Below are 19,997 nucleotides of genomic sequence, written 5' to 3'. Positions count from 1 at the left end.
GTGCTCCGAACCGCCCGAATCGTGTGCCTGCTCTCCTCCTTGCTGTTCCTGGCCGGCTGCTGGGACTACCGGGAAGTTCATCAGATCGCGTACGTGACCACCATCGGGGTCGACTACAAGGACAAGCAGTTCACTTTATACGCCCAATCGCTGAACTTCGCCAACATCGCTCAGCGTGAAAGCCTACGGCCGCCCGAGCACAAGGCGGTCGTCGGTCATGTGGCGGGCGCCACCCTTACGCAAGCGATGTTTAATCTGTACCAATCGGAGCTGCAGTGGATTTACTGGGGGCATATTTCAGCCATCATCTTCAGCCGGGAGGCGCTTGAACAGCTGCGAATCGAACAGCTTGTCGATTCGGTGAACCGGTTTCGCGAGCTGCGCTACAACGTGTGGGTGTTCGGTACCGACGAGCCGATCGAACGGCTGCTTCTGATCGCTCCGTTTTTCGGGTACTCGCCGTTTGATTCCAGACTGATGAAGCCCAACATCCCTTTCCGGCAGTTTTCGGACATCAAGCCCGTCTATTTGAACCGATTCGTATCCGACTACTTCGAGCGAGGCAAATTCGTGCTTCTTCCGAAGCTCGCCATCGATTCCTCTTCCTGGACGGAGGGCGACAAAAACAAGCCCGAACTGAAGCTGAACGGGGTCTATGTCATCGCGCCCCGTCAATATTCCGGATCGCTCACCGAGGATCAAATCGCCGGCAAGCGTTATGTGGATCCGAAGTCCGTGAGAATGCCGCTCCTCGTCAGCCGAAACGAATCGCCTGCGGCTCTCCTCGTGGTAAACAGTCCCGGGGTTCGCATCCGGCATGAGATTTCCGGCGGCAAAGTCATCTTCGACGTTCGGATCCGATTGACGGGCAGTATCGACGAGCTGCTGCAGGACGTTAAGCCCGAATTCCTGCGCGAGGAAGCGGAGAAGACGATCGAACAAAAGGTCCGTTACGCCTTCGAGCAGGGCAAGAAGCTGAACGCCGACGTTCTGAACCTGACGACGCCGCTTTACCGTTATCATTACAGCACATGGAAGCGGATGGTTACGGACAAGCCGGACATGAGAAAGATCGAGCTGCGAAACGTCGAAGTCGTCCTCACGATCAAAAACAGCGGCAAGTATAAGGCGAGGCTTCAGTAATCTGCGAGCGAACCGCATCGTTCCAAGAAAGTCTTTTGCCGGGCGCCGCCTTGCCTTATACTCTAGGTGACTGCCAAACGACCGGATCTCGGGAAAAGGACGGAACTTATGCGGATCGCCGGGGATATCCAGCGTTTTCTGAAAGTGAAAAGCTCGGGCAGGCTGCTCGCCGCCCTGATCGTCTACGGCATCGGAACCGGTATCCTGGCTCCGATGAACGCGGTGTACCTGCGGGAACAATTGTCGCTGTCCAAGAACGAGATCGCGGCGGTATTCGCCGTCTCGCTGTTCCTGAACATGCTGCTGACGCTCGCATCCGGCTTCTACAGCGACCGGCTTCGCCGGAAGAAGGCGCTGCCGATGATTGCCGCCGCGATATGCATGGTCGGGCTCGTCCTGTATATGCGTGCCCAGACTTTCGGCGGCGCGATGGCCGGCATGGCGACGGCGCTCGCCCCGTCCGGCATGATCATGGGCCAATTGTTCGCCATGGCCAGGAACCATTACCGGCAGCACGCCGGTTCGATCGTGGAGATGGCGATGCTGTGGCTTCGCACCGGCTATAGCGTCGGCTTTTTCGGCGGGCTGCTGCTGGGCGCGAACGTCTATCTGATCGCCGGATTCGGAGGCGTCCTGTGGGGCAATTTGGCCGGGTACGCCGGGCTGTTGCTGCTGCTTCTCGTATACCGCGAAGCGAGCCCTCCCGCCTCTGCGGCGGCGGCGGCGAACCGCGAGCTGGGAGAAGCGTTCTCGCCGGCGATGCTGCTGGCCATTCTCATGCTGTCCTGCGCCGATGCGATCCGAGGCTTGTACTTGCCGCTTCTCGTCAACGAGCGATTCGGGAGACCGGCCGTCATGTCGTATCTGTGGAGCGCCCAGGCGGTGTTCGAGCTGCTGTTCATGACGCTGGCCGGCTACTGGGCGGCCCGGTTCGGAAGCGCGCGCGTCATCGCGCTCGGCGGCGCGTGCGCGATCGCCGTTTACGCGGTCTATGCCGCGTCTTCGCCGATCGGCCTGATCTTCGCCGCGCAGCCCGTCTATTCGCTGTTCGTATCGGTTCTTTACGGCGTGGCGATGGGATACGTCCAACGGATGTTCATCCGCCGAACGGGATTCGGAGCGAGCCTCTTCGTCTTCATCTCGCAGGCCGCCTCCTTGATCGGCTACTTGCTCCCGGTCGCCGTCCGCGGCATCTCGCCGGCCATCTTTCTCATTCCGGCCGCCCTGACGCTGGCGGCGCTTCTTCTGATCGCCTTCCGGCTCCGCGGCCTGGCGGCGGGAACACGGCAAGAACGGCAGACTGGCGTTTAAAACGCCTCGAAAAAAACGATGACGGCATGATTAACGAACAATTTCCATCTCCAAATTGTGCAATATTGTACCGCAAGCGCATCGGCTCGCCGCCGAAGTCTGGCAAATGGGCTCTTGATGCGATGATTTGCATCGTTAGCGCGCAGTGCCAGGTAAGCCCAGCGAATTGGCATGCATGTCCCACAAACTTTGTGAGTCGATGATGCCGCCGTAGAAAAAAAGAACCCCGTCGGGTTCTTTTTTCGGCAGTAGAGCTGCGCATCTCCGTATTACTCGGGGGCACCCTCTTCCTTGACGACTTGACGCAGCCTCTCCATTCCGGCCTGCTCGACGAACCGGCTGAACCTCGTCTTGCGTTCGGCCGACGAGACATACAGCCGAATCAGGGCGAGAACGGCCGGAACGACGCTGTCTTCGCCCAGCCCTTCGACGAGAAGCTGCGCGATCCGCGGCTTGATCCCTCGCGGGTCCCCTCCGACATACAGGTCGAACCGGTTCTTCATTTTAACGACGGCGATGTCCTTCAGCAGCGGCTCGCTCGTTCCTAACGCGCAGCCGGCGTATCCGACCTTGAGCGGCATGGGCGCCGCCATCCCGGCGACGGCCCGGTCCAGACGGCGGGCCAGGTCCAGCCCCGCTTCTTCCGCTCCCTTGCAGAAGTTGCAGGCGATCACGTTTTTGACGGTAGATCCGGCAGTAGACACGAGCAGCCCTGCCGTCTCCAGCTCCGCCGCTCCGGCTTCCAGCTTGTCGGCGTCAAACTCGGCGTACAGCTGCTTGAAGCTCGTGATCTCCGCCTTCCCCTCGTTCGCGAGCAGCTCGGACAGCAGCGTCAGCTGCTCCGCCGTAAGCAAGCTGCCTCCCTCCTGAACGATCGGCGCCACCGCCAGCTTTTTCGTCTCTCCCATGATGAGCGCCTCCTTTCCCTCAGTTCACGCGAATCGTATAGGGAACCGTTACGACCTGACCGTGGCGCTGGAACTGCGCCCACGCCTTATACAAGCCGCTTGCCGGAAAGGACGTCATAAAGCGGGCTTCGGGCCCCTTCGCTTTTTCGTCTTCCGGATGAACGTGCAAATACCGTTCGCCGTCTTGCGAGAGGATGACCACATGGCCGGCCGCTCCCATGTAAGGCTCCAGATCGACGACGTCTTTTCCGCTGGCGGCATCTTTCAGCTTATAAGCCAGAACCGCCTCCTTCCCGGCTTCGGCACCGCCGATCGACAGCTCGACCGTCGTTCCTCCGACCGTCTTGACGGTCCGATCGTCCGGCTTGAGTTCCTCCCGGGGTGACTTCGTACCTTCGACCGTTACCCAGGCGCCGGACACTTGATTCCCTCCCCCCGACGGCGTAAAGTCGGCGAACAGCTTGAACTTCCCGCCTGCGGGAAAACGGTAGGCAACGGTGAAGACCCCTTTCCCTTCGTACTTCGGGTGCAGATGCGCGAACGTCGTCAGCCCTTCGTCGACCGCGATGAAGTGAAGCAGCTTTTCGTGGGTCTCCTCGAATTTCCCGACGGGCGTTCCATCCGCGCCGGTTATCCGAATCCGGATGACGGTCTCTTCGTTCGCCCGGGCCGCTCCGCTCTCGAACGCAAACGCCGCCTGTGCCTGCGGCTCCGAGCCGGCATAGCCCCCGTGACCGGAATGTCCGGTTGCATGGACGTGTTCGTTCCCCATGTTCATAGCGTGATGATTGTGTCCGTTCATGGTCGATTGCTCCCCTTTCGTACCGCATGAAGCGAGCAGCGCGATGGCGCAGACGGCGCTTAGAACGACAACCGTTCGCTTGGCGGTTCGTGTGATCGTTTTCCTCAAAAAGCATACCCTCCTGCCGTATCGGCAACATATCTCGATGGATGCTAAAGCTTCCGGGAAGCTCGGCTGCCGCGAATGAAGATGAAAGCGGCCGCAGCCCCGGCGACGGCCACCCACCCGGCCCAGAAAAAAGCCTGGTGGAAGCCGGCATTCAGCGCCGTAACCGCCGAATCCGCGGATCGGGCCGTTACCGATGCGGCGACGGCCGATACGGCGGCCAGACTGATCGCGGATCCGATCTGGTAGCTCGTATTGGCGAGCCCGGAAGCGAGCCCGGTCTCCTCCGGCCGGGCGCCGGACATCGAAGCCATGGTGGCCGGGATGTACGCGAGCGACATCCCGAGGGCGCCGAGCAGGCCGGCCGGCAGCACGTTGGCGAGAAAATTTCCGTCCGCCGGCGTATGGCCGGAGAACAGGAACAGCGAGCCGGCCAGCGCGGCAAGACCGACCGTGATGTTCGCCTTGAGACCGAACTTGGCGATCAGCTTGCCGGTAACGGCGGTCATAAAGACCATGAGCAGCACGGTCATCGGCAGCAAGGCGGCTCCGCCTTCGAACGCCGTCAGCTTTAACACTTGCTGTAAGTACAGGTTGAGGAAAAACCAGAGCGGAATCCACCCGCCGGCCAGCAGCGCCAGCGCCAGATTGCCTGCAGCCAGATTCGGAACCGCCCATATTCGCATGGGGACAAGCGGATCCTTCGAGTTCAATTGAATGAGCAAAAAAACGAGAAGCAACAGCGCGGCGATGCCCAGAGAGGCCCATGTATGAAGCGAACCCCACCCGGCGTCTTCGGCCGTGACGATCCCATAGACGGCAATGACCAGCGCTCCCGTAATGAAGATCGCTCCGGCAAAATCGACTTTGCCCGGCCTGCGGCTCCCCTTGGCCAGCAATACCGGAGAAACGGCAAGCGCAAGCGCTCCGACGGGAAGATTGATCAGGAACGTCCACTGCCAGCTTAGCCATTCCGTGATCACGCCGCCGAGGAAGACGCCGGCCGTGCCCCCGGCCGCCGCCGACGCGCCCCAGAAGCCGAGCGCCTTGCCCAATTCTTTGGGCCGGCCTCCGAACAGCAGCATGACCATCGTCATCGCGGACGGCGCGATAAGCGCCGAACCGATCCCCTGCACGGCCCTACCGATGTTGAGGGACGCTTCGTTCCATGCGAGGCCGGCCAGAAGCGAAGCCGCGGTCAGAATCGCGAAACCGGCGATAAAGATCAACCGCTGCCCGAACAGGTCGGACAATCGCCCGCCAAGCAGCAGCATCCCTCCGAAAAAGATGACATAAGCGTTAAACACCCACTGCAAATTTTCCTGCGCGTAGCCAAGCGCTTGCTGAATCGCAGGCAGCGCGACTCCGATAATCGATGTATCCATAATGACCATAAAATTGGCAAGACACAGCAGCGCCAATGCCAACCATCTTCGCGGATTCGGCTCGTCAAGAGCCTGAGTGGCCATAGACATCCGCAACGCCTCCTCTTCTCGCTTGCGCTTCCAAATTTTGCGACGGCCGTCGACGTAAATAATACTATACCCCCCTACCCTATATTGTCAAACAAAAAAATTCCTATTCCCGAATCCGAAAAACGTTCGAGAATAGGAAAGGAGGAACCCTTCTACCTTCACCGACGAGCAATTTGCGCCGTAATCCGCTATTGAAGATAAGCCAGCCCGACCCGCTTGCCCGATAACGGCCCCGCCGGTTCCAGGTGGTCCAGCATGTACCGCGTCACGTCCTCGTAAGCGACGTCGATCTCCTGGAAGCGGGCGAAGATCAGCCCGGCCAGTTCTTCGTGCGACATCTCCCGAACCGTCTCCGGGAAAGGGATCGGCATCTCTTCGGTTGAAACGTTCAAGCGGCCTGCCACTTCTCTCTCGGCAGCTTCGAACATCGTGCCGGGGCACATAAACGTCCAGTCCAGCCGCGAGCGCCGCAAGCGATCCAAATTCCGATTATGATTCCGGTATTCGGGCGGAAGCCCGGGAAGGTCGTTGCCCATGATTCCGGTATGCGGAATCTCCAGCAGGCCCGCTCCGCCCATGACCCACACCCTGCCGGAGAATCGCGGCTGCTCCTCGCATCGGCTTACGAGATGGTCGACGATTCGTACGAACTCTTCTCCCTGACCGGCGTTGCCCGCCCCGAGAATGGCAGCGTCCTGTCCCGCCAATGCCTCACGGACGCTTTCCGCGTCCAGCATGTCGCCCGATACGATCCGGACGCCGACAGCCGGTTCGCCTTGCTGTTCGCGGAGCTTTTGCGGATTGCGAACGAAAGCGGTCATCTCGTAACCGCGGCTTATCCCTTCCGCCAGAACTTTTCTCCCCACATTGCCCGTTGCGCCGAAAACGATGATTTTCATCACTTGAACCTTCTTTCCTTGAAATGTTCCCGGGATTGACCTAAGCATATACCCGGCATACAATCTTGTTAAGAACGCACTTCAAAGTAAGGCGCTTACCCCGAAGTAAGCTTGGCGAAGGAGGAGCAGGATGGAGAGGAATTCCGCGGCCCCGGCAGAGAGGAAATGCCCGATCGAGACCGTCATCCACATTCTCGGCGGCAAATGGAAGCCTTTGATTCTATGGCATCTGCTGGATTCCGCGAAGCGGTTCAGCGAATTGGAGAAGCTGATTCCCGAAGTGACCCAGAAGATGCTTGCCCAGCATCTGAGGGAGCTGGAGAACGACCGGCTGGTGGACCGAACCGTGCACCCGACCGTTCCGCCGAAGGTGGAATATGCGCTCAGCGAATACGGGCAGACGATGGTCCCGGTGCTGCAGACGATGTGCGATTGGGGCGAAGCCCACAATCGGTCGCTGGCGGAAGAAGCGGAAAGCGCGCAAGCCATTTCATAGAAAAAAGAATCCGATAGAAACGGATCGCCATAGACTGGACACTTAGTTGTTTAGGCTGCGGGGGCCTTTTTGTATACTGGCACATATCGGCGGGAAATAAAAAGATGACTCCTGTTCTTTACAGGAATCATCTTTAGTCGGCAACTTGACTCTTTTTTTTCAAAGTGTCCTTGACGGGAGGACAACCGCCGATCAAACTTGTCCGGCATCACTCTTCGACGTTGTGGTAAACTTGCTGCACGTCTTCCAGGTCGTCAAGGGCGTCGATCAGCTTCTCGAACTGCGCCAGCGATTCTTCCGGCAAGGTGACGTCATTCTGAGCGAGCATCGTCAGCTCCGCTACCGTGAACTCGGTAATGCCGGCGTTCTTGAGCGCTTCCTGCACCGTATGGAACTGGTCCGGCTCCGCATAGACCATGACGGTCTCGTCTTCCTCCACGATGTCGCGCACGTTCGCGTCCGCTTCGAGCAAAATTTCCATCACTTCGTCGAGGGACTTGTCCGCAATCCCGAAAACGGCCGTCGAGTCGAACATGTAGGAGACCGAACCGCTGACGCCCATGCTTCCGCCGTTCTTGCTGAAAGCGGCGCGCACGGACGCGGCGGTGCGGTTGACGTTGTTCGTCAATGCGTCCACGATAATCATCGAACCGTTCGGGCCGAAGCCTTCGTAGCGGAGCTCCTCGTACACCTCGTCTCCGCTTCCCCGCGCTTTCTCAAGCGCGCGTTCGATGATCGGCTTGGGTACGTTATACGTCTTGGCCCGTTCGAGCACGACCTTGAGCGCCCGGTTCGACTCCGGATCCGGCTCGCCCTTCTTGGCGGCTACATAGATTTCGATTCCGAATTTGGCATAAATGCGGCTGTTGTTGGCGTCCTTGGACGCTTTCTTCTCTTTAATGTTATTCCACTTGCGACCCATGTCGTACCTGCCTTCTCGTTATTTTCTTCGTCTATTATAACCGATCTCCGTCCATTTTTGGAACCTTCCTCTGTTCCGCGCTTGGAAGCAGCCGCTCGATCTCCGCCGCCGCCTCTTCGGCCGAGTCCGCGCGGACGACGGTTCGGCGGGCCGAATCGTACTTTTCCGACGTATGCTCATAGAGCGGATCGTAGTAAAAGAGCAGCAGAAGCTCAACGGCGCGGGCGTATTTCTCCTGCAGCAGGCAAAGCTCGATCTCCGCCGCAACCGGCGTATGGATGCGCAGTTTAATGCGCCGAAATGCATCCAAAAATTGCTGAGGCCGCTCCCAGGGACGATAATCGTCCAGAATTCGGCGGGCTCTCGTCTCCAGCGGAACGTCCAGCCAGATTTGCTCGCCCTGCTCTTTTTTGTCCGCCAGAAAATCCGGCATGACCGCCTTGCCGATCCGTTTGCTCTCCGCTTCCATCAGCACGTAGGGAGCGCGCTCATGACGCAGCAGCTCGTCCAGCAGCAGAGCGTCGAACATCTTCTGGTTGTGCGACTGCAGGCCGATATGGCCGAAAATCGAACCGCGATGTCCGGCGAAATGCTCCAGATCCAGCACCGGCGCTCCCTTCGATTGCAGCAGACGCAGGACGGCGGTCTTGCCGCTGCCGGTCGGCCCGTGAACCACATAAGCCGGGGGAACGAACGACATCGTTCCCAGCGTATCCACGACCCATTGGCGATAGGCGCGGTATCCGCCGGTCAGCCGGTAGACGTGAATATCCATCAGCGACAGCAGCGTAGCCGCCGTCTTGCTCCGCATTCCCCCACGCCAGCAGAAAACCGCCTTGCGTCCGGGAATTTGCGCGAACTCCCGGATGAATGCGGGCAGCTTGGCGGACACGATCTCCAGGCCCTTCTCTTTGGCGGCCTGCACGCTCGTCTGCGTATAAAGCGTTCCGACCTCGGCCCGTTCCCGGTCGTCGAACAGCGGAATGTTCAGAGCGCCGGGAATGGTCGCCGCTTCGAATTCGGAAGGCGACCGGACGTCGACCGTCGCGATCTGCTTCTCTTCGCGGAGCTTTCGCCAGTCCTTCACGTCAATGTCTTGAATCATCGGAATTCCTCTTTCCTTCGCATATCAGCGGACAACGATCCGTCCCGGATGCTCGGCCGCGGCTTCCCCGATCTCGGCCGCTTCGACGCCGGCCTGAATCAGATCCCGCAGAAGCGAATCCGCATCTTCTTCGGCTACCGCAATAAGCAGGCCTCCGGACGTGACCGCGTCGCACAGAATCCACCGGTCGATCTGATCCATCTCTTCCGGGAACGTCACGTCGTCCTTCACATGGGCGAAATTGTTCTTGGTGCCGCCCGGCACGAAGCCCTCCGCCGCCAAGTCACGAATGCGGGGAAGCTTCGGCACGTCTTGATCGCGGATCCGGATGCCGACGCCGCTGCCCTTCGCCATCTCCATCGCATGTCCGATCAGCCCGAAGCCCGTGACGTCCGTGCAGGAATGGACCCGGTACCGGGCCATCGTCTCGGCTGCCGTCTTGTTCAGCGCGGCCATCGTTCGGGTCAGCCGCTCGATCTCGCCTTGAGCGAGCTTGTCCTTCTTGAGCGAAGTCGTCAGAATGCCGACGCCGATCGGCTTCGTCAGAATCAGCCGGTCGCCCGGCTTCGCCCCTGCGTTCGTGCGCACGTTCTTCGGGTCGATCAGCCCCGTCACCGCGAGGCCGAACTTCGGTTCCTTGTCGTCGATCGAATGGCCCCCGACCAAGGTGACGCCCGCTTCCCGCATCTTGTCCCCGGCGCCCCGAAGAATGTCGGCCAGCACTTGCTTATCCAGATCGGCGATCGGAAACGCCACGATATTTAATGCCGTTAACGGCTTGCCGCCCATCGCATAAATGTCGCTGATCGCGTTGGCGGCGGCAATCTGCCCGAAGTCGTAAGGCTCGTCCACGATCGGCGTGAAAAAATCGACCGTCTGGACCAATGCGAGATCGTCGCTCAGGCGGTATACCCCGGCATCGTCGCTCGTGTCCAAGCCGACCAGCAGATCCGGATTCGGCTCCGCCTTCGGAAGGCTGCGAATCACTTGCTGCAGATCCGCCGGCCCGATCTTGCAGCCGCAGCCCCCTTTGCTGGACAGTGAAGTCAATTTGATGCGATCCGTTTTCTCCATCATACTCTTCGCGCTCCCTTCGCCTGCTTCATTCCTAAATCGTACACGAAAACCGGCGCTCTCCGCAACGCGGGCGCCGGATACGAATTCCGAATCGTCTTTTTTTCGCAGGAACCTTAGCGCTTTCCGGAACGTCCTCCCGAATGTCCTCCGGAATGTCCTCCCGAGCGTCCGCCGGAGCGCCCTCCGGAACGTCCTTCCGAACGTCCGCCGGAGCGGCCTCCCGTGCGACCGCCGGAACGACCTCCTATCGGACCGCCGCGGCCCGTCGAACGTCCGTGCGAGCGTCCCTCGGAACGGCCTCTCGAACGTCCTTTGGAACGTCCTTTGGAACGTCCTTCGGAACGTCCTCCCGGCCTTCCCTCGGTTCTGTTGGCGTTGGCGTCGTTATTGGTGCGGCCGGCCGCTTTTCCGTTCTGTTGTTTCAAAGATTCCCACCTCCCATTACAGGATAGTTCAAAGTATGAACGGTGTCCCTGCTCCGTTATAGACAAGCGTCATCCAACTCGCAAAAAGGCTTTCATTCCCTATCAAAACGCGGATTTGTCGATACAACGGACAAGGATACAAACGGTCGGCTTCAAAGACACGTATGCTTATATTGCAAATTCACTCCCTTTACATTTCCAAAGGAGGGACGCTATCAAAAGGAACAGCAGCCGATACGTTACCGTCGCCCGGCTATTTCGAACGGCTTCCGCTCTACCGCAAGAACCGGACCGCAACCGCCAAGGCGGGGCTCATTCAATTTCCGAGAGGAGAATGTTCATGTTTTACGATTATCCGCGCGCCAACGTGCCGCAGCAGAGCCAATCCGGCTCACGCGCTACCCAATCGAGACTGGTGCAGAGAGCTGCCGATCTGATCGGCTATCATGTCAAAATCAACCGCGGGGGGCCCGACATGGTCGAAGGAACGCTGCTCGCGATTCCCTCCGACTATCTGGTGCTGAATACGAAAGACGGAACCATCTACGTCAATTCGGCGCATGTAAAGAGCATGACCGAAGTTTCGAAATCCGCCTCTACCGGCAACCGCAGCACCGCCCGCAGCTTCCTCTCCGCTTCCAGCTTCCATTCGCTTCTGTCGCGGCTTCGTCATCAGTTCATTCAAATCAACCGCGGCGGGCCGGAGAAAATCGACGGTTTCCTCGCGGACGTCAACACCGATTCGCTGCTGGTCGTCATGAACCGCGAAGTGGTCCGCATTCCCGTCTACCATATCAAAACCGTTAACGCATCCGGCAAAAACAAAAACCAAAAAAATAAAAACCAAAGCGGCGGGAGCCAAAGCGGAGGACAGAAGAGCGGCGGCCAAAAAAGCGGCGGGCAGAAGAGCGGCAACCAAAAAAGCGGCAAGAAAAACAACCGTAGCGGCGGATGGAGCCAGCACGGCAATCATTCCGGAAAATCCCGTTAACGTATTCGATTTGGGGACGGGGATGCTCTTCCCCGCCATTCTCTAAAAAGGGGGGGTTTCATGATTTATCTATGTGCCTTCGTCCTGTTGCTAGCCAGCGCCCCCTTATTTCTTTTTTTGCAGCCGCCTCGAACCGTGCCGCAAGAGTCGCCTAAAGCCGAGCCCGAGCCTTTGAACGTTCCGCCTCCCTACGGGCTTGAGGCGAGCGGGAATGGATGATCTGCAGTTGGTTGGGGGCGTTGTCATCTTCGCGCTGACGGCAATCTTGCTGATGTGGCGCCCCGGTCAACTGAACGAAGCCGTTCCCGCCGGGGCGGGCGGCATTCTTTTTCTGGTACTCGGCATCGTAAGCGCCGACGACCTTCTCAACGTTTTCCATGTCGTGAGTGGCGCCGCCATCACCATCCTGTCGACGATCGTCATGTCGATCGTCCTCGACAGCATCGGCATCTTCCGTTGGACGGCGTTCAATATCGTCCGCTACGCCAGAGGCTCCGGCACCAAGCTGTTCTGGTATCTGGTTCTGCTTTGCCTGCTCATGACTCTGTTCTTCAATAACGACGGAAGCATCCTGATCACGACGCCGATCATCATCCGGATTGTCCGCTTGCTGAACTTGAAGCCTCACCAGTCGGTCCCTTACCTGCTATCCGGCGCTTTGGTGGCCACCGCCTGCAGCGCGCCGATCGGAGTCAGCAATCTGGCGAATCTGATCGCGCTCAACATTGTCGGATTGGACTTGCTGACCTACGCCCGCTATATGTTCGTTCCGACGATGGCGGGAATCGCGATTATGACACTGCTTCTTTACTGGAGGTTCAGACGGGCCATTCCTCGAAAAATCATAGCGTGGGACGAAGCCGGCGCCGCGCCGACGCCTCCGGATACCCGCCAGGAATCCTCTCCGATTCAAGCGGCCAAACAGTGGATCGGCAGACCGCAAGCGACGCGAGCCGCGTTCCATCCCCTTATGCCGGCGGAAGAACACACGCCGACGCTGAATTGGAGTCGAATCGCCATCGCCGTCGGAATCGTCCTGGCGACTCGTATCGGCTTTTTCGCGGCATCCGATCTGGGGATTCCGTTGGAGGCGGTTGGCCTGACGGGAGCCGCGCTGCTTATCGCCGCCCGCTGGATCTGGCTTCGCCAAACGCCCAAAGACCTGTTCCGCAAGACGCCCTGGTCGATTCTCTTATTCGCGTTCGGCATCTACGTGATCGTCTACGGCTTGCATAATTTGGGGCTTACCTCGGCACTGGCAGAATGGATGGGCCCCGCCGTTCGTTCGGGAACGCTGGCGGCCGTCGCCTTGTTCGGCTTGCTGCTCACCGTGATGTCGAACCTCATGAACAATTTGCCATCCGTCATGATCGGCACGCTCGCCATCACGACTTTCCACTTGGACAACCATACGATGCAGTCGGCCTATCTGGCCAACATCATCGGCAGCGACATCGGTTCCTTGATCGCGCCCTTCGGCACGCTCGCTTCGCTGCTCTGGTTCCATCAACTCCGGCGTCATCGGATTCCGTTCTCCTGGGGTGCCTACCTGAGCGTCACGATCTGGCTTATTCCGCTTACTCTGCTCCTCTGTCTGACGGGGCTGTACGTTTGGATCGAATGGCTGGTTTAATGCAAGGAGGTGAACGATCATATCCCATGATCCATTATTTGAACCAACCCGTTCTTGTCCATCTATCCGGGTACCCGATGCCGCTTAAAGGCAATTTAATCGATATCGGCAGCGATGTCATCGTTTTGCACAACGGTACGAAATATATGTATGTTCCGCTTATCCACCTGCAATTTCTGACGCGATGCCCTTCGAACGAGACCGACTTCGATATGAGCGCGGAACCCGAACCGGACCCGATCGCCGAGCTGTCTTACCGGAAAGTGCTGTCGAATGCGCGCGGAAAATTTCTGGAGCTGTTCTTATCCGGTCATCAACCGGCGCATGGATATATTACAAGCATCATGAACGATTTTTTCCTGTTCCACTCTCCGCTGTACAAGGACCTGTATATTTCTATGAACCATTTGAAAGTCCTGATGCCTTACGATCCCGGCATGACTCCGTACGCCCTCAAGCGGGAGAACTTCCCCGTCATGCCGGCAACGTCGTCTTTGGCCAGAACCTTCGAACAGCAGCTGCGCAAAATGGAGGGACAGTTCGTCGTTCTGGACCTGGGCGATTCTCCCAGAAAAAACGGCGTTCTCAAGTCGGTCCGGGACGGCTTGATCGAGATGGTGACCGCGGACGGATCCAACGCGTTCCTTCATATCGATCACGTCAAATCGCTGCATCGCCCTTGAGAAGCGTTCCAACCCCCTGCATGCTTCACGGATGCAGGGTTTATTGTGCGTTCGGCTCCCTCTAAGCGGCAAAAAACCGCTGTCCCGCTAGCGGGACAACGGCAGGCCGAGCCGAGCCGGAAGGTCAGGCGGGAAATCGGCGGTCAGGCGGAGCGTCCAGTCGTACCCGTCCTTGCGGAAGCGAACTTCGCCGCCGCTCCGCGCGTACGGAACGCCCTCGGCGGCGAGCGCGGCCTCCGCTTCGTTCAGGCAGTTGCCGTCCGGTACCCCGAACACGGTATCGATCGCCGGCGGCAGGGCCGCCATCGCGATCGGAATCCAGCGCCGCGTCTTCGCGACGAGCACGGCGTGGGCCGTCCCGCCGATCGCGAAGGTGAAATCGTCCGACTCCTTCGCCGTCTTCATGCGCAGAACGCGCCGGGCCCATTCGCGGAAGGACGGCATATCCGCTAACGGAAATCCCGCTTCCCGCAAGTACAGGATACCGAAGGGACCGCAAGCAGGCAGTACGCTCTCCCGGACGTACTCATGGCAGATCAACTCCAGCAAATGGCCGTCGCCGTCCCGGAAGTATACGTTGCGCCCGGTCTCGGACCGGTCGACCTCGCTGCCGTCCTCCCAGCGCAGAGGCGGGACGCCGGCTTCCTTCAGGCGGCTGACCGCCTCCTCGAACGCCGACGAAGCGACTTCGAACGCGAGATGGGCCGGTGCGGTGGGCGTATAGGAATCCGTAAACGCGAGCGCGAAATGCGGCGTCGGCCGAAAGACGATCCGCTCGGGAGTTTCGCTCTCGATCGGGAACGCCAGCCGATCGCCGTAAAATTGACGGACCCCGGCCAGCGAGACGGTCGGCAGACCGACGGAGGCGTAATGGGTAATCATGCCGTTACCTGCGGCCTTACTTTGGCGGCGAGTTCCAGGAAGGTGTCGGTCGCGCGGACGATCCGCTGCCGGATCGCGGCTCCCGGACCGGACGACCCGCCCGCGTCGCCGTCCCATGCGGTTGCTTCGCCCCCGCCGACGGAGATCCATTCCGGCGAGTTGATGCCGTGCAGCCCGCGGACGATCGCCTGCAGCTGCTGCAGCGAGCTGACGCCGATCGGACCGCCGGCGGCGCTGATCGCCAGCACCGCTTTGCCGCGGAAGTGATCCTGACTCAGATGGTCCAGCGCGTTCTTCAGCACGCCGGAGAAGCTGCCGTGGTATTCCGGCGTCGCCAGCACGATCGCGTCGGATTGGGCGACCGCCTGCTTGAATTCGGCCAATCCGGGATGGGACGACTGCCAGTCGTCCGGCGAATAGAACGGCAGCGGCTTGCCGTGCAGATCGAACCGGAACGTTCGATGGCCTTTCTCCTGAATCTCCTGCTCGACCCGACGGGCGATGCGGGAGCTGACCGAATCCTGACGGTTGCTTCCGGCGATGATGGCGATATCCATGACGATCATCCTCTCTTCTGTTGCGTTGACTCCATTGTAGCGAACGCGAAGGGAAAGCTCGTCGCCGAAAAGATGGATTTTGACATCGCCGGACATTCGACTTTCGGCCGAACGGGACGTACGACTTTGGTCTGAGACCGGAAGCAGAACGGAGGTTTGCGTTCCGCGACGAAACGCCGGGTCAGCCGCCGATTCCTTGCTTGACGGCATAAATGGCGGCTTGCGTGCGGTCGTTGAGACCCAGCTTGTCGAGGACATGGCTGACATGCGTCTTGACCGTCTTCTCCGTAATGAACAGCTCGGCCGCGATCTCCTTGTTGCTCTTGCCGGAGGCGATCAGCCCGAGCACTTGCCGCTCGCGGCCCGTCAATTCGCTCTCCGCGTTGGGCGCAGCCTCCTGCGGCTTCTCTTCGCCGGCCAGCCGGCTCATCAGCTGCCCCGCCACGTCGGGATGAAGCGCCGCCTGGCCTTCGTGAACGCGCCGGATGGCGCTCACCAGCTCCTCCGGCTCGATGTCCTTGAGCAGATAGCCGTTGACGCCGGCCCGAATCGCCGGCAGCGCGTGGTCCTGATCGGAGAACGACGTCAGCACGATCACCTTGACCGCCGGATTCGCCTCCTTGATCCGCTTCGTCGCTTCAATGCCGTTCAGGACCGGCATGGCCAGGTCCATCAGCACGACGTCCGGCCGCAGCTCGGCCGCCTTGTCGACCGCCTCCGGGCCGCTCGCCGCTTCGCCGGCGAGTTCCAGATCGGGCTGCGTCTGCAGGAACACCTGCAGCCCCTTTCGCACCATGGCATGATCGTCGGCCAGCAGCAATCGTATCGTCATTCGCTTGTCGCTCCTCCTTGATTCGCGGCGGGGATCGGCACCGTCACTTCGACGACGGTTCCTTCGCCGGGCGCGCTCCGCACCCGGAGACGGCCGCCGATCGCTTCCGCGCGTTCCTGCATGATCATCAGGCCGTACGAGCCTGTCTCGCCTCCCGAATCCGCCTTCTCGATGCCTTGGCCCGCATCGGCAATGCTCATGCGCACCTCTTCCGTCCGCGCCTCCAGCTCGAGGCCGATCTCCGTCACGCCCGCGTGCTTGCTAGCGTTGTTCATCGCCTCCTGGCCGATCCGCCAGAGCGATTCCTCCGCCGTGCGCGACAGCTCGAGAATGCCGGATACGCTGACCGACACGCCGAGGCCCAGCCGCTCTCCGTGGTGCTGCAGCGCGCTGACGAGCCCGCCCTCCAATCCCGCCGGGCGAAGCTGCCGAATCAGCGACCGCATCTCGCCGAGCGCTTCCTTGGCGAGCGCCTGCACGTCGTGCATCGCGCCGCGGGCCGCTTCCCGGCCATCCCCCGCATCTCCGGCCAGATGAGCTTCCGCCCCTTGGGCCGTCATGCGGATGGAGAACAGCAGCTGCGAGACGGAATCGTGCAGATCGCGAGCCAGCCGGTTGCGTTCCTCGAGACGGGCGAGTTCGCGCCGCCTCTCCTCGAACCTGGCATTCTCCAGCGCGACCGACACGTGATCGACGATCGCGTCCAGCACTTCGGCGTCGACGGAGCCGAGCGCGCCCGGCTTGTCGGAGCCGATCAGCAGCGCGCCCCCGATGCGGTCGCCGCAGCTGAAGATCGGCGCCGCGAGCACCGAGCGGAGCGGCGGGAAGAAGTCTTCCAGGCTGCGCGTCCGCAGCATGCCGTCCGCTTTCTCCGCCGCAAGCTTGCGGCAGCCGGACGCGGAATCGCATTCCTCCAGCCAGCTCGCGCGTTCTTCGGGGATCGCCAGGTGCGGGAACGTCACGCCGGCCGGACCGCGCAGGGCGCGCAGCACGTACCGGTCGTCTTCCCGCGACAGCAGCGCCAGAACCGGCCAGCCGAAGCATTCGGCGATCAGCTTCCCCGCATGCTGCATCAGCTCTTCGCGGATCATTCCCTTGCCGACGGCCTTGCTTAACGAACGGCTGAACGATCCGACCTTCGCATACAGCTCCGCCCGCTTCTGCTCGGCCTCGTGAAGCCGCACCCGCTCGACGGCCACGCCGATCTGGAACGCGACGGCCTGCAGCAGCGCGAGCTCTTCGTCGGTAAAGTGGCTTTTCCCGGGGGACATGACGTTGAGAATGCCGAAGCGCTTCTGCCCGATCCGCAGCGGTACGGTGGCGTGCTGCTCGAATCCGCGCGTGTCCCCGGTTCGCGCGGCGATGGCGTGCTCCAGCCGCCTGCAATGCAAAATATTGACGGCATTGCGGAGCCGGCCATCGCCGTAGCGGTCAAGGCACCAGCAGGTGCCGCAGCGCATCGGCCGTTTATCGGCTATCGACAGCGCAGGCGGAAGCCCCCGGTCCGCCACGACCTCGTAGCCGCCGCTCTCGTCCACCAGGAAGATCCACCCGGCGGCGAGCCCCGTTACGTCCAGCAGCTTTTCCAGGACGGTGTTCAGCATGCCGGCCAGATCGTTGGATTCGTTCAGCGTCTCCGCGATGACCTTGAGCGCCGTCAACTCCCGCACATGGGGATCGTTCGTCATGGACCGGATCGCCTCCTCGTTTCGTGGACTTTTCGCAGGCATCTATAGCAGTCCCGAGTAACGCCCGTTCTCCTCGAGATCCAGGAGTTCCTTCGGGATAAAGCGCAAAGCGGCGGAATAGATCCGGTAATGCAGACCGTCCGGCTCCGGTCCGTCGAACAGCAGGAATCCAAGAAACGCGTTCGACAGCCGGGCGCGAATCGCGGTGCGCGCCGCGCCGCGGCGGAGATCCGCCTCCCGGCGGATCCAGCCTTCGTGGACGGGCCGAGCGAACGCGGGCCAGCCGTCGCCCGCGTCGTATTGATCGGCCGACCGAAACAGCGGGTCGCCGTTCAAGACGTCGACGTACAACCCTTCGCGGCGGTTGTCCCAGTATTCGTTCCCGAACGGCGCCTCCTCCGCCCCGTTCTGGGTGACGTCGAACTGCCGCGCGGTCAGCCGCCGGCGCAGCTCTTTGCGTTCTTCCGGTCGGCGCCAAGCAACGCGGAGGAATTCGTCCCTTCCGGAAGCTTCGCGATAGAGATTGTATTCGCGGCGGTGCGTCAGGTAATAGTTCTGGTGCTCGGTCTCGGCGGGATAGAAGGGGCCGGCCGGGACGATCTCCGTCGCGATCCGGCCTTTGAAGCGGCCGCTTGCCTGCAGCTCCTTCTTGGATGCTTCCGCCTTTCGCCGCTGCTCATCGCTATGAACGAAGATCGCCGTCCGATAGGAAGCGCCCCGATCGTTGAACTGGCCGCCTTCGTCAGTCGGGTCGATCTGCCGCCAGAACAAGTCGAGCAACCGTTCGTACGGGAAGATGTCGGGGCGAAACGCGATCTGAACGGCTTCGGCATGACCTGTCGTCTCGGTGCCCACCTCCTCGTAGGTCGGATGATCCGTATGCCCTCCCGTATAGCCCGAGACGACCGAGACGATACCCGGCAAACGGTCGAACGGCTTCACCATGCACCAGAAGCAGCCGCCTGCGAACGTGGCGAGCTCGATTCCGTCTTCCGTCCGTTCCATTCCCTCGCCTCCTTCGCTTTGCTCCGCTGCGTTAACGCCGCTCGATCGTCTCCCGGTACCGGGCGTCCAGCCCGTCTCTTTCCGAGATTGTCTTTCGCCTTTCCGACTCCAGCCGCGACAGCTGGCGGCCGAGCTCGATCCGCCCGCTGTCCGTTTTCTCCAGCGCCTCGTTGATTCTCCCCTGCACGATCCAATCGGTCAGGAACCCGTCGAAAAAATAGTCGGCGAACGTCAGAAACCCGCCGATGTCCGCGTCTCCCGCGCCGGACGTCCAGCTCAGGTCCCGCAGTTCCTTCTCGAACAGCCGCAGCGAATGCTGCGCTTCGTGCATCATGCTTCGCGCTTCGTCGATGCGGTTGTGCTTGATCGCGGTCGAGATCATGCCGCCGCCCAGCATGTCGTACGTGCCCCAGTTTTTGGCGGAGCCGAGCTTCTCCCGCACGCTGTCCAGGCGGGTGCGGGCGCGTTCGCCGGCGGAGACGGCCTCGTCGATCTCCCGCAATCTCGCCTTCCGGTCGGCGGATTCGTCGGCGAGCTGCTCGAGCAGCCGGCTCGTCGGTTCGTCGAAGAGATGAATCCACGCCTTCTTCTCCTCCAAGATGCGGTCGAATTCGCGACCGGCGCCGTCGACTTCCCGCAGCGCTTCCCGCGCTTCCGCCGCGCTCGCTTCCAGGGCGCCCAGCGCCGCTCTCGCCGTCTCCAGCTTCAGCTCCGCTTCGGCCGCTTCCCGCTCCTCTTTGTTCAGCCGTTCGTCGAGCTGTCCGACCATTCGGAACCAAAGCCGGGACAGCGACGTCTTCCGCAGCTGCCGCACGTCGTCCCGCTCTCGGTCGAGCTCCGCTTCTCCGTCCGCGACGGCTCGCCGCTGACGCTTGACTTCCGCCTCCAGCTCCTTCAGCCTTCGTTCGCGCTTCTCCTTCAACTGCAGATCCATCCGGCATTGCGTCAGCTTCTCGTTCCATTCCGCCAAAGCATCCATGCGTCGTCCTCCTTCTCCCGATTCCTCTCTTCTGCCTACTGTATCGAAATCCCCATTCTCTGTAAATCCCCATGCGGCT

General features: G+C 60.8%; 19 protein-coding genes. 6 read left to right on the top strand and 13 right to left on the bottom strand.

All coding sequences use genetic code 11. From position 1 onward, the window contains the following. Both H7C18_RS22410 and H7C18_RS22405 read left to right on the top strand, forming a co-directional pair. Positions 1-1,143: a Ger(x)C family spore germination protein gene (locus tag H7C18_RS22410; protein WP_185131334.1), complete on the top strand. Its 1,143-nt coding sequence runs from the start codon at positions 1-3 to the stop codon at positions 1,141-1,143. Positions 1,144-1,251: 108 nt separating this feature from the next. Then, positions 1,252-2,454: an MFS transporter gene (locus H7C18_RS22405; protein ID WP_185131333.1), complete on the top strand. Its 1,203-nt coding sequence runs from the start codon at positions 1,252-1,254 to the stop codon at positions 2,452-2,454. 269 nt (positions 2,455-2,723) lie between these two features. Here the strand turns inward: H7C18_RS22405 and H7C18_RS22400 are convergent, their stop codons facing one another. The 4 genes from H7C18_RS22400 to H7C18_RS22385 form a co-directional block, all read right to left on the bottom strand. After that, a complete protein-coding gene (locus H7C18_RS22400) occupies positions 2,724-3,362 on the bottom strand; it encodes an NAD(P)/FAD-dependent oxidoreductase (protein WP_185131332.1) in 639 nt (212 codons plus the stop codon). A gap of 19 nt (positions 3,363-3,381) precedes the next feature. Then, positions 3,382-4,272: a hypothetical protein gene (locus tag H7C18_RS22395; protein ID WP_185131331.1), complete on the bottom strand. Its 891-nt coding sequence runs from the start codon at positions 4,270-4,272 to the stop codon at positions 3,382-3,384. A gap of 44 nt (positions 4,273-4,316) precedes the next feature. Beyond that, positions 4,317-5,744 (bottom strand): MFS transporter, encoded by a 1,428-nt coding sequence (locus H7C18_RS22390; RefSeq protein WP_185131330.1) that lies wholly within the window; start codon positions 5,742-5,744, stop codon positions 4,317-4,319. A 188-nt stretch (positions 5,745-5,932) separates the two neighbouring features. Continuing rightward, positions 5,933-6,643, bottom strand: coding sequence for an NAD(P)-dependent oxidoreductase (locus tag H7C18_RS22385; protein ID WP_185131329.1), 711 nt, complete (start codon positions 6,641-6,643; stop codon positions 5,933-5,935). Positions 6,644-6,773: 130 nt separating this feature from the next. On the opposite strand from H7C18_RS22385, the gene H7C18_RS22380 reads away from it, so the two are divergent. Then, entirely contained in the window at positions 6,774-7,139 is a 366-nt protein-coding gene (locus H7C18_RS22380) for a winged helix-turn-helix transcriptional regulator (protein WP_185131328.1), read from the top strand. A 208-nt stretch (positions 7,140-7,347) separates the two neighbouring features. On the opposite strand, the gene H7C18_RS22375 is transcribed toward H7C18_RS22380, so the two are convergent. Genes H7C18_RS22375 through selD form a run of 3 tightly spaced genes read right to left on the bottom strand, consistent with a single transcriptional unit; the run spans position 7,348 to position 10,243 of the window. Continuing rightward, positions 7,348-8,061, bottom strand: a complete 714-nt coding sequence (locus tag H7C18_RS22375; protein WP_185131327.1) for a YebC/PmpR family DNA-binding transcriptional regulator — start codon at positions 8,059-8,061, stop codon at positions 7,348-7,350. A gap of 34 nt (positions 8,062-8,095) precedes the next feature. Further along, positions 8,096-9,166, bottom strand: a complete 1,071-nt coding sequence (gene mnmH / locus H7C18_RS22370) for a tRNA 2-selenouridine(34) synthase MnmH (protein ID WP_185131326.1) — start codon at positions 9,164-9,166, stop codon at positions 8,096-8,098. Between the two features lie 24 nt (positions 9,167-9,190). Beyond that, positions 9,191-10,243: a selenide, water dikinase SelD gene (selD, locus tag H7C18_RS22365; RefSeq protein WP_420481880.1), complete on the bottom strand. Its 1,053-nt coding sequence runs from the start codon at positions 10,241-10,243 to the stop codon at positions 9,191-9,193. 765 nt (positions 10,244-11,008) lie between these two features. Between selD and H7C18_RS22360 the strand changes: the two genes are divergently transcribed. The 3 genes from H7C18_RS22360 (at position 11,009) to H7C18_RS22350 (ending at position 13,975) form a co-directional block, all read left to right on the top strand. Further along, the gene (locus H7C18_RS22360; RefSeq protein WP_185131325.1) at positions 11,009-11,659 is read left to right on the top strand and encodes a hypothetical protein; all 651 of its coding nucleotides are present in this window, start codon (positions 11,009-11,011) and stop codon (positions 11,657-11,659) included. A 211-nt stretch (positions 11,660-11,870) separates the two neighbouring features. Further along, the gene (locus tag H7C18_RS22355; protein WP_185131324.1) at positions 11,871-13,292 is read left to right on the top strand and encodes an arsenic transporter; all 1,422 of its coding nucleotides are present in this window, start codon (positions 11,871-11,873) and stop codon (positions 13,290-13,292) included. A gap of 26 nt (positions 13,293-13,318) precedes the next feature. Then, a complete protein-coding gene (locus H7C18_RS22350) occupies positions 13,319-13,975 on the top strand; it encodes a DUF2642 domain-containing protein (protein WP_238357877.1) in 657 nt (218 codons plus the stop codon). Between the two features lie 87 nt (positions 13,976-14,062). Here H7C18_RS22350 and H7C18_RS22345 read toward each other — a convergent pair whose 3' ends face one another. From H7C18_RS22345 to H7C18_RS22320, 6 genes are all read right to left on the bottom strand, one after another. Then, entirely contained in the window at positions 14,063-14,857 is a 795-nt protein-coding gene (locus tag H7C18_RS22345; protein ID WP_185131322.1) for a VOC family protein, read from the bottom strand. Continuing rightward, a complete protein-coding gene (locus H7C18_RS22340) occupies positions 14,854-15,414 on the bottom strand; it encodes an NADPH-dependent FMN reductase (RefSeq protein WP_185131321.1) in 561 nt (186 codons plus the stop codon). Before H7C18_RS22340 ends, H7C18_RS22345 begins: the two co-directional genes overlap by 4 nt. Positions 15,415-15,595: 181 nt before the next feature. Next, positions 15,596-16,246: a response regulator gene (locus H7C18_RS22335; RefSeq protein ID WP_185131320.1), complete on the bottom strand. Its 651-nt coding sequence runs from the start codon at positions 16,244-16,246 to the stop codon at positions 15,596-15,598. After that, positions 16,243-17,934: a sensor histidine kinase gene (locus H7C18_RS35580; protein ID WP_185131319.1), complete on the bottom strand. Its 1,692-nt coding sequence runs from the start codon at positions 17,932-17,934 to the stop codon at positions 16,243-16,245. Before H7C18_RS35580 ends, H7C18_RS22335 begins: the two co-directional genes overlap by 4 nt. Before the next feature lie 42 nt (positions 17,935-17,976). Further along, on the bottom strand, positions 17,977-18,939 hold the full coding sequence (gene msrA / locus H7C18_RS22325; RefSeq protein WP_185131318.1) for a peptide-methionine (S)-S-oxide reductase MsrA: 963 nt from the start codon (positions 18,937-18,939) through the stop codon (positions 17,977-17,979). A 31-nt stretch (positions 18,940-18,970) separates the two neighbouring features. Next, positions 18,971-19,918, bottom strand: a complete 948-nt coding sequence (locus H7C18_RS22320; protein WP_185131317.1) for a hypothetical protein — start codon at positions 19,916-19,918, stop codon at positions 18,971-18,973. Between the last annotated feature and the right edge of the window lie 79 nt (positions 19,919-19,997).

The sequence above is a fragment of the Cohnella zeiphila genome, assembly GCF_014212055.1.
GTDB classification, from domain to species: Bacteria; Bacillota; Bacilli; order Paenibacillales; family Paenibacillaceae; genus Cohnella; species Cohnella zeiphila.
Note: the sequence above shows the minus strand (reverse complement) of the source record. Positions and strands in the feature narration are given on the sequence as shown.

Bases quoted from the DNA above. Each gene is read 5' to 3' on its own strand.
- H7C18_RS22380 (WP_185131328.1), top strand. From the start codon at position 6,774: ATGGAGAGGAATTCCGCGGCCCCGGCAGAGAGGAAATGCCCGATCGAG.
- H7C18_RS22340 (WP_185131321.1), bottom strand. From the start codon at position 15,414: ATGGATATCGCCATCATCGCCGGAAGCAACCGTCAGGATTCGGTCAGC.
- H7C18_RS22405 (WP_185131333.1), top strand. From the start codon at position 1,252: ATGCGGATCGCCGGGGATATCCAGCGTTTTCTGAAAGTGAAAAGCTCG.
- H7C18_RS35580 (WP_185131319.1), bottom strand. From the start codon at position 17,934: ATGACGAACGATCCCCATGTGCGGGAGTTGACGGCGCTCAAGGTCATC.
- mnmH (WP_185131326.1), bottom strand. From the start codon at position 9,166: ATGATTCAAGACATTGACGTGAAGGACTGGCGAAAGCTCCGCGAAGAG.
- H7C18_RS22335 (WP_185131320.1), bottom strand. From the start codon at position 16,246: ATGACGATACGATTGCTGCTGGCCGACGATCATGCCATGGTGCGAAAG.
- H7C18_RS22360 (WP_185131325.1), top strand. From the start codon at position 11,009: ATGTTTTACGATTATCCGCGCGCCAACGTGCCGCAGCAGAGCCAATCC.
- H7C18_RS22320 (WP_185131317.1), bottom strand. From the start codon at position 19,918: ATGGATGCTTTGGCGGAATGGAACGAGAAGCTGACGCAATGCCGGATG.
- H7C18_RS22355 (WP_185131324.1), top strand. From the start codon at position 11,871: ATGGATGATCTGCAGTTGGTTGGGGGCGTTGTCATCTTCGCGCTGACG.
- selD (WP_420481880.1), bottom strand. From the start codon at position 10,243: ATGATGGAGAAAACGGATCGCATCAAATTGACTTCACTGTCCAGCAAA.
- H7C18_RS22400 (WP_185131332.1), bottom strand. From the start codon at position 3,362: ATGGGAGAGACGAAAAAGCTGGCGGTGGCGCCGATCGTTCAGGAGGGA.
- H7C18_RS22385 (WP_185131329.1), bottom strand. From the start codon at position 6,643: ATGAAAATCATCGTTTTCGGCGCAACGGGCAATGTGGGGAGAAAAGTT.
- H7C18_RS22345 (WP_185131322.1), bottom strand. From the start codon at position 14,857: ATGATTACCCATTACGCCTCCGTCGGTCTGCCGACCGTCTCGCTGGCC.
- msrA (WP_185131318.1), bottom strand. From the start codon at position 18,939: ATGGAACGGACGGAAGACGGAATCGAGCTCGCCACGTTCGCAGGCGGC.
- H7C18_RS22375 (WP_185131327.1), bottom strand. From the start codon at position 8,061: ATGGGTCGCAAGTGGAATAACATTAAAGAGAAGAAAGCGTCCAAGGAC.
- H7C18_RS22350 (WP_238357877.1), top strand. From the start codon at position 13,319: ATGATCCATTATTTGAACCAACCCGTTCTTGTCCATCTATCCGGGTAC.
- H7C18_RS22390 (WP_185131330.1), bottom strand. From the start codon at position 5,744: ATGTCTATGGCCACTCAGGCTCTTGACGAGCCGAATCCGCGAAGATGG.